General features: G+C 61.4%; 12 protein-coding genes and 1 pseudogene. All 13 read right to left on the bottom strand.

Annotated features, from left to right (window positions below):
- Nucleotides 1-68: 68 nt before the first annotated feature.
- Entirely contained in the window at nucleotides 69-437 is a 369-nt protein-coding gene (gene rplN, locus NZM16_RS04780) for a 50S ribosomal protein L14 (RefSeq protein ID WP_295450523.1), read from the bottom strand.
- 247 nt (nucleotides 438-684) lie between these two features.
- A complete protein-coding gene (gene rpsQ, locus NZM16_RS04775) occupies nucleotides 685-993 on the bottom strand; it encodes a 30S ribosomal protein S17 (RefSeq protein ID WP_295450520.1) in 309 nt (102 codons plus the stop codon).
- Complete coding sequence (gene rpmC / locus NZM16_RS04770) at nucleotides 990-1202, bottom strand: 50S ribosomal protein L29 (protein ID WP_295450518.1); 213 nt, start codon at nucleotides 1200-1202, stop codon at nucleotides 990-992. Before rpmC ends, rpsQ begins: the two co-directional genes overlap by 4 nt.
- A gap of 210 nt (nucleotides 1203-1412) precedes the next feature.
- Nucleotides 1413-1835, bottom strand: coding sequence for a 50S ribosomal protein L16 (rplP, locus tag NZM16_RS04765; protein WP_295450516.1), 423 nt, complete (start codon nucleotides 1833-1835; stop codon nucleotides 1413-1415).
- Nucleotides 1836-1838: 3 nt separating this feature from the next.
- Nucleotides 1839-2531, bottom strand: a complete 693-nt coding sequence (gene rpsC, locus NZM16_RS04760) for a 30S ribosomal protein S3 (RefSeq protein WP_295450513.1) — start codon at nucleotides 2529-2531, stop codon at nucleotides 1839-1841.
- Between the two features lie 51 nt (nucleotides 2532-2582).
- Complete coding sequence (rplV, locus tag NZM16_RS04755; RefSeq protein WP_295450510.1) at nucleotides 2583-2927, bottom strand: 50S ribosomal protein L22; 345 nt, start codon at nucleotides 2925-2927, stop codon at nucleotides 2583-2585.
- Nucleotides 2928-3113: 186 nt separating this feature from the next.
- Nucleotides 3114-3395: a 30S ribosomal protein S19 gene (rpsS, locus tag NZM16_RS04750; protein WP_088571972.1), complete on the bottom strand. Its 282-nt coding sequence runs from the start codon at nucleotides 3393-3395 to the stop codon at nucleotides 3114-3116.
- A gap of 182 nt (nucleotides 3396-3577) precedes the next feature.
- Entirely contained in the window at nucleotides 3578-4420 is an 843-nt protein-coding gene (rplB, locus tag NZM16_RS04745) for a 50S ribosomal protein L2 (protein WP_295450507.1), read from the bottom strand.
- A gap of 165 nt (nucleotides 4421-4585) precedes the next feature.
- Nucleotides 4586-4894, bottom strand: coding sequence for a 50S ribosomal protein L23 (gene rplW / locus NZM16_RS04740; protein WP_295450505.1), 309 nt, complete (start codon nucleotides 4892-4894; stop codon nucleotides 4586-4588).
- A gap of 25 nt (nucleotides 4895-4919) precedes the next feature.
- On the bottom strand, nucleotides 4920-5600 hold the full coding sequence (gene rplD / locus NZM16_RS04735) for a 50S ribosomal protein L4 (RefSeq protein WP_295450503.1): 681 nt from the start codon (nucleotides 5598-5600) through the stop codon (nucleotides 4920-4922).
- Nucleotides 5601-5857: 257 nt separating this feature from the next.
- Nucleotides 5858-6499 carry a 50S ribosomal protein L3 gene (gene rplC / locus NZM16_RS04730; RefSeq protein ID WP_295478939.1) on the bottom strand — a complete coding sequence of 214 codons (642 nt, stop codon included), beginning with the start codon at nucleotides 6497-6499 and terminating at the stop codon, nucleotides 5858-5860.
- A 180-nt stretch (nucleotides 6500-6679) separates the two neighbouring features.
- On the bottom strand, nucleotides 6680-6988 hold the full coding sequence (gene rpsJ, locus NZM16_RS04725; RefSeq protein ID WP_088571967.1) for a 30S ribosomal protein S10: 309 nt from the start codon (nucleotides 6986-6988) through the stop codon (nucleotides 6680-6682).
- 171 nt (nucleotides 6989-7159) lie between these two features.
- Nucleotides 7160-7301, bottom strand: a pseudogene (gene tuf / locus NZM16_RS04720) (elongation factor Tu); the annotation flags it as partial.

Raw genomic sequence — 7301 nt, 5'->3', positions numbered from 1 at the left:
TCCAAGGGGCCGTGGGGAGAGGGGATAAAATCGAGCATCCCCCTACCCCTGGCGATCTCCCCCTCCTTTCACAGCACCTCAGGGGCCAGGGAGATGATCTTGGTGAAGCCCTTGTCGCGAAGCTCGCGGGCAACCGGGCCGAAGATCCGCGTTCCCTTCGGATTGCCAAATTCGTCCAGGATCACCGCCGCGTTATCATCGAAGCGAATCGTCGACCCATCCGGCCGGCGATATTCCTTCGCCGTCCGGACAATCACCGCGCGCACGACCTCGCCCTTCTTCACTGTGGCGGTCGGGATCGCGTCTTTAACCGTGGCCACCACCACATCCCCAACATAGCCATAACGGCGGTAAGAACCGCCCAGCACCCGGATGACCAGGATCTCTCGAGCGCCTGTGTTGTCTGCAACCCTGAGACGAGACTCCTGCTGAATCATGGATACGCCTCCCGCGATGCCACTACCGCTTTGTTGAATGAGACCTGTTACAAGACGATGCGGATGAGCGTCCTCTCCCCTCTCCTGCCTTTCGGGGAGACAGGATGGCCTCACCCGTCCCACGGCCCAGAGGGCCATGAGGAGAGGCCCTTGTCCTCCGAACGGGCTTCCGCTTTGCTGAAGGGCAGGCACGGCCGCCTGTAACGGGATTGGGGTAACCACAGGGGGTTGCCCCTACAGAACGGGATCACCCCTCGGCCAGGATCTCCTCGCCGGGCAACTGCTCCGGCACGGGCTCCGCCGGTTTCTGGGCCCGCTCCAGGATCGCCTCCACGATCCAGCGCTTGCGACGGCTCAGCGGGCGAGACTCCACGATCTGCACCAGGTCCCCCATGCGGGCCAGATTCCCCTCATTATGGGCCATGAACTTGCGGCGACGGCGGATCACCTTCCCGTAGAGAGGATGCCGCACCAGCTCCTCCACCGTCACCACCACGGTTTTATCCATCTTGTCGCTGGTCACTCGCCCAATGAAGCGCTTGCGCTGATCTTTCATCGCCCACCTCCTCGAGCCAGCTCCCGCTCCCGCATGATGGTCAATATGCGGGCGCTATCCTTTCGCAGCGCACGGATCCGATTGACATCTTTGAGCTGGCCCATCACCCACTGAACCCGCAGATTAAACAGCTCCCGGCGGATCTGCTCCAGTCGATTTCGAAGCTCGTCATCGGACCAGTTGCGTATTTCCTCAGGACGAAGGGCCACAGTTCCCTCCCTGCTGAATGTCTGGCAATTAGGAAAAACATCCTCGGCGATCCGTATGTTGCATTTGGGGAGAGGGCCTGCGCGCAGCTGGCCTCTCCGTCGGAGGCCCGGATTCCCACCTTATCCATGACGCCCAGGGCTGTGAAGAACGGGAAGAAAAAGCCTCCCCTGAGCATCCAGCATGAGCCAGGGACGGACGCCTTTCCCGGGCTATCCGACCTGCTGTTCCTCTGCGGTAATGATCTGAGTTCGAATCGGCAGCTTATAGGAAGCCTGCCGCAACGCCTCGTGAGCGATGTCAGCGCCCACCCCACCGATCTCAAAGATGATACGTCCGGGCCGCACCACGGCCACCCAGTGATCCACATTCCCCTTGCCTTTCCCCATCCGGGTTTCGGCGGGCTTACGGGTCACTGGCTTATCCGGGAAAACCCGGATCCAGTATTTCCCGCGCTGACGGAGGAACCGGACGATGGCGCGGCGGGCCGCCTCGATCTGCCGGGCGGTCAACCAGCACGGTTCCAGGGCCTGGAGGCCATATTCTCCAAAGACCAGTTCCACCCCCCGGCTCTCCTTGCCCTTCATGCGCCCCCGCATCTGCTTGCGGTATTTGACCCGCTTCGGCATCAACATCGCTTAACCTCCTCGTTGCGCCGATGTCACCCGGGCGACCATCTCGGCGGTCTGCTGAACGTAGGCCCCCGGCTCCGTATCCCCGCGGTAAATCCAGACCTTGATGCCGATCTTCCCCCACTTGGTAAGCGCTTCCGCCAGGGCGTAATCGATATCCGCCCGCAACGTATGGCGCGGAACCCGGCCTTCCATCAGCGTCTCCGTGCGGGCCATCTCCGCTCCTCCCAGACGGCCCGAGACCGTGATCCGGATCCCCCTGGCGCCGGCGCGCATGGCCTGCTGGATCGCCCGCTTCATGGCCCGAGCATGGCTGACCCGCTTCTCGATCTGCTGGGCGATGCTCTCGGCCACAATGGCCGCCTCGAGTTCCGGCTTGGGGACCTCCACGATCTCCACCCGCGCCTTCTTGCCAGTCATCTCCTCGATGGCCTGGCGCAGCTGCTTGATCCCCAGACCTCGTCGACCGATCACAATGCCGGGACGGGCCGCGTGAATATAAAGATTAACCTGCTTAGGAAATCGCTCGATCTCAATCCGAGCGATCCCCGCCTCTTTAAGCTGCTCCTTTACAAATTGCCGGATCTTCAGGTCTTCATGGAGCAGCTCCACATACTCCCGGCCCTCGGCATACCAGCGGGCGAGCCAGTTCTTCGTGATCCCCAGACGAAGACCGATCGGCTGAACTTTTCGACCCAAGATCACCTCCTCGTGCGCAGTGGATCCAGTTTCTCAATCCGCGCCGCATGCTCAGGCCGCTCGCTCCTCCAGGACCACCGTAAGATGGGTGGTCCGCTTCAGGATAGGACGGACCCGGCCCCGGGCAGCGAAACGGACCCGCTTATATCGAGGCCCGTCGTCAGCCCGAATATCCACCACATAGAGGTCCGCGGGCGAGAGGCCGTAGTTGTTCTCCGCGTTGGCCATCGCCGAGCGGATCAGTTTCTCGACATAGCGCGCCGCCTTTTTAGGCGTGAAACGCAGCACGCTCAACGCATCTTCGGCCCGCATTCCCCTGACCAAGTTACAGACCAGGCGCGCCTTATAAGGCGAGATCCGGATATAACGGGCTACTGCCCGAACCCGATTCGCCATTGGAATCCCCCATCGGTTTCAAAAGTTTTTCTTCTTTGATATACAAACCGGACTTGCACCGTTGGCCCATGCCGAAGGAGTCGACGGGAGCCCTTCCTCCCTCATCCCCCGGGCCCCGTGAACCACGGGGTTTCTGAGGCTGGATAGGACCATCCTCCGGCTCTGGGGAGCGGACAACAAACTGCGCTACCTGACCCCGGTCTTCTTTTCCTTGACCGTGTGACCGCGATAGGTCCGCGTTGGGGCGAACTCCCCCAGACGGTGCCCAACCATCTGCTCCGTGATGTAAATCGGCACATGGCGCCGCCCATCATGGACAGCAATCGTATGCCCCACCATCTGCGGGAAGATCACTGAAGCACGGGACCAGGTGCGGATGACCCGCTTCTCGCCCCGACGGTTCAGCTCTTCGATCTTCTTCAACAACTTGGGATCGCAATACGGACCTTTCTTCAACGAACGTCCCATCCCCAGTCACCCCTTTTATGCGATTGGATGCCACTTCAGGTAGTGCTTTACTGCGGACGGGGGGAGGTGCTACACCGATAGCCCCTCCCCCTGGATTTCGTTCTGTGGGGAGGGGCGAAGCCGCCTCCGGCCGTCTTGCACCTCTCACCCAATCCGCAGCCCCATCCGCCGCCACAAGAATCTTATCCTCGTTTCTTCTTTTGGCGACGCTGGACGATATATTGATCGGTGGCCTTATTACGCCGGGTTTTCTTGCCCAGCGTGTGCTTGCCCCAGGGCGTCTTCGGATAAGGCAGGCCGATCGGCGCCCGGCCCTCACCGCCTCCATGCGGGTGATCCCGGGGCGACATCGCCGAACCGCGCACCGTTGGGCGGATGCCCAGCCAGCGCTTGCGGCCCGCCTTGCCCAGCCGGATGTTGGCGTGTTCCAGGTTCCCCACCTGTCCGATGGTCGCGTAGCACTCCAGGCGGACCTTCCGGATCTCCCCCGAGGGCAGCCGCAGGATGGCGTATCCCTCTTCCTTGCCGAGGATCTGGGCCACCGCGCCTGCCGCCCGGGCGATCTGGCCACCGTGCCCCGGATACAGTTCCACGTTGTGCACCAGGGTCCCCACCGGGATGTTGGCCAGCGGCAGAGCGTTGCCGACCTTGATCTCCGCCTCAGGCCCGTTCATCACGATATCCCCGACCTGCAGGCCCAGAGGGGCCAGGATGTAACGTTTCTCTCCATCCGCGTATTGCAACAGCGCGATGCGGGCCGTGCGGTTCGGATCGTATTCAATGCTGACCACTTTCGCCGGAATGCCCTCCTTATCCCGCCGCCTGAAGTCGATGAGGCGGTAAAGCCGCTTATGCCCACCGCCCCGATGGCGGACGGTGATCCGCCCCTGAAAATTCCGCCCCGCATGCTTTTTCAAAGGAACAACCAGGGATTTCTCCGGCTCGTCCCTTGTGATTTCCTCAAAGGTATAACCGGTCGCATTGCGGCGACCGGGCGTTGTCGACTTGTAGACCTTGATGCCCATCGGTCTTCCTCCCAAGCCGCTGGGATCCCTCCACGTCGAACGAATCCGCAGGAGCCAGGCCGTGAAACCGGGGCCCGATTCTCAGAAGCTTCGCAATGCGCAAACGATAGGATCTGGCCCCTGCATGAGCTCGACGCGGCACTTTGCTCAGGACTCTACGGGCGCTTATACCTCGAAGATATCGATGCGCTGGCCCGGGGCGATTTTGACGATCGCCTTCTTCCAGCTCGGGCGGCGCACCACCTGCTTGGGTTTGCTGCTGAGGATCCGCGCCCGCCAGTCCCGTCGTCGTTTGGCCGGGACATTCATGATTCGCACATCCAGAACACGGACGTTGAAAATCTTTTCCACCGCCTCCCGGATCTGATGGCAGTTCGCCCGCGGATCCACCTCAAATACATACTGGTTCGCTTCCTTAAGCCGGGTGGTCTTCTCAGTGATCACCGGCCGCTTGATCACTTCATACAGGTTCATTTCCCCATCCCCCGCTCAGGACTCTTTATCCAGCCTTCAACGCCGCCTCCGTCGAAGGCAGCACGAACTTCTTGCGAACCACAGGACGCGTCAGCCAATCCTCGATAACGGCCAGGGCGTCCCGGGGGATAATCAGGGTCTCATACCTGAAGAGATCCCGGATGTTCAAACACATGGCATGAAGATAGGCCACATTCGGCAAATTCCGCATCGCCCGCTTCACGTTCTCGTTCGGGCCAGCCAGCAAGATCAGCGCACTTCGGCCGATCGGCAACCGATCCAGGATTTCCTTCATCAGCTTGGTCCGGGGCTCTGGCAGCTCCAGGCGATCCAACACCAAGATCTGGCCCTCCTTGGCCTTCACGGAGAGGGCGGAACGCAACGCCGCGCGGCGCATCTTCTTCGGCATCTTCTGCTCGTAACTGCGCGGCCGCGGCCCGAATACCACCCCACCGTGATACCAGTGAGGCGCATCCCGGCTCCCCTGACGGGCCCGCCCGGTATGTTTCTGTGGCCACATCTTGCGGCTGCTATAGTGCACCTCCCCCCGCGTTTTCGTCTTGTGGGTTCCCAGACGGGCGTTGGCCAGCTGCCGGATGAGCGCCTGATGCATCAACGGGATATGAATGGGAGCTTCAAACACCTCCGGTCGCAGCTCGATCTCCCCTACCTGCTGTCCTTCCATATTCCAGACCGGAACACGCATCGCCATGCCTCCTTGCACGGATCCCCGAACGCCTTGAACACCTTTTCTGGAAGGTCAGGACCGCTTTCAGCAGCCCCGCCTCAAGAGTTATCTGGGCGAAATCCGGTGCTTCATTTCGATAGGATTTTGAGCTTCAGTCCGTGTGTTCGGCGGGCGAAACCGAGATCTTCAGGGTGCAGGGGGCGACCCCATATCCCCCAAACATCATGAAACGAAGCACGAGCCTCTCCCAGGATTCCGGCGGACATCTTATCAGCTCAGTAAGGCCGTTTGGCCTGTCGAATCATTACTAAGCCGCCTCGGGGGCCCGGGATAGCCCCTTTCAGGGCGATTAGATGGCGCTCCGGATCCACCCAGACCACCTGGAGATTCCGGACCGTTACCCGCTCGTTCCCGTAGTGGCCGGCCATGCGCTTCCCTTTCACCACGCGGCCGGGATCGGTGTTCGTCCCGATCGACCCGGGCGCCCGGTGGCGGTCCGACTGACCGTGGGTCTTCGCCTGCCGGGCGAAGCCATGGCGTTTGATCCCTCCCGCAAAGCCACGCCCCTTAGACCATCCGGTGACATCCACTCGCTCCCCGGGCGAGAAGATCGAGACGGTTAACACCTGTCCTTCGCGGTAGGAGGCCAGAGCCTCCGGACCCGGGAGGCGGATCTCCCGCAGCACCCGAAGCGGAGGAAGATTTCGCTTGAGCAGATGGCCCAACTCACCCTGGGTCAGCCGCCGAGGCTTTGTTTCCTCAAAGCCCAGTTGGATCGCCGCATAGCCATCCCGCTCGGGCGTTCGCAACTGCGTCACATAGCAGGGCCCAGCCCGGAGGACGGTCACCGGAACCACCTCACCCTGCTCATTAAACATTTGAGTCATCCCAATCTTGCGAGCCAGCAAGCTCTTCATCCTCTAACCCTCCGGTGGGGACTGGTCGCCTGTTCCAGCCCATCATCCCCTTTTCGCGGCGTGCGGGCCGCAGAAAGCGATCCGCATCCCACGAAAAAATTCTGTTGGGAAAAATCGTCCCTGTTGGCTGGAGTGACCACCGGCCAGGGCGGACCTCCGCCTGATGATGCGAGGAGTCGATTAGATCTTGATCTCAATATCCACACCAGCCGGCAGGTTCAGGCGCATCAGTTGATCGATGGTCTTTGGATCTGGATCCAGGACATCGATCAGCCGCTTGTGGGTGCGGATCTCAAAGTGCTCCTGGGAGTCCTTATCGATAAACGGCGAACGGATCACGGTGAACCGCTCCCGCTTCGTGGGGAGCGGGATCGGGCCGATGACCCGCGCGCCGGTGCGCTCCGCCACCTCCACAATGCGGCGCGCGGATTCGTCCAGGATCCGGTGATCGTATGCCTTCAAACGGATGCGCAATCGCTGCTTGGCCATAGGCCTCACCACTATTTCTGAGATCATAACGAAAAAAAGATTTCGGGTGGGCAGGCTGTTCGAGTTGGCCTACCACCCTTCCGAACAGGCCCTTGATCAGGGAGAGGAGTTACACCGCTGGGACCATTGCGGGACGCTCCCTCTCCCCACCGCCCAGGGGAGCCTGCTTCGCTAATCCAGGATGCGGGTGACGACGCCGGCGCCCACCGTCAGCCCGCCTTCCCGGATGGCAAACCGCAGCCCCTCCTCGATCGCCACCGGCGCAATCAGCTTCACCCGCAGGTTCACATTGTCCCCCGGCATCACCATCTCC

The organism is Thermoflexus sp. (assembly GCF_025055495.1).
In the GTDB taxonomy this organism is placed as follows: domain Bacteria; phylum Chloroflexota; class Anaerolineae; order Thermoflexales; family Thermoflexaceae; genus Thermoflexus.
Note: the sequence above shows the minus strand (reverse complement) of the source record. Positions and strands in the feature narration are given on the sequence as shown.

Coding starts and splice junctions, on each gene's coding strand:
- rplP (WP_295450516.1), bottom strand. CDS start 1,835: ATGTTGATGCCGAAGCGGGTCAAATACCGCAAGCAGATGCGGGGGCGC.
- rpsJ (WP_088571967.1), bottom strand. CDS start 6,988: ATGGCCAAGCAGCGATTGCGCATCCGTTTGAAGGCATACGATCACCGG.
- rplW (WP_295450505.1), bottom strand. CDS start 4,894: ATGAACCTGTATGAAGTGATCAAGCGGCCGGTGATCACTGAGAAGACC.
- rpsS (WP_088571972.1), bottom strand. CDS start 3,395: ATGGGACGTTCGTTGAAGAAAGGTCCGTATTGCGATCCCAAGTTGTTG.
- rplV (WP_295450510.1), bottom strand. CDS start 2,927: ATGGCGAATCGGGTTCGGGCAGTAGCCCGTTATATCCGGATCTCGCCT.
- rplD (WP_295450503.1), bottom strand. CDS start 5,600: ATGCGTGTTCCGGTCTGGAATATGGAAGGACAGCAGGTAGGGGAGATC.
- rpsQ (WP_295450520.1), bottom strand. CDS start 993: ATGAAAGATCAGCGCAAGCGCTTCATTGGGCGAGTGACCAGCGACAAG.
- rplB (WP_295450507.1), bottom strand. CDS start 4,420: ATGGGCATCAAGGTCTACAAGTCGACAACGCCCGGTCGCCGCAATGCG.
- rplN (WP_295450523.1), bottom strand. CDS start 437: ATGATTCAGCAGGAGTCTCGTCTCAGGGTTGCAGACAACACAGGCGCT.
- rplC (WP_295478939.1), bottom strand. CDS start 6,499: ATGAAGAGCTTGCTGGCTCGCAAGATTGGGATGACTCAAATGTTTAAT.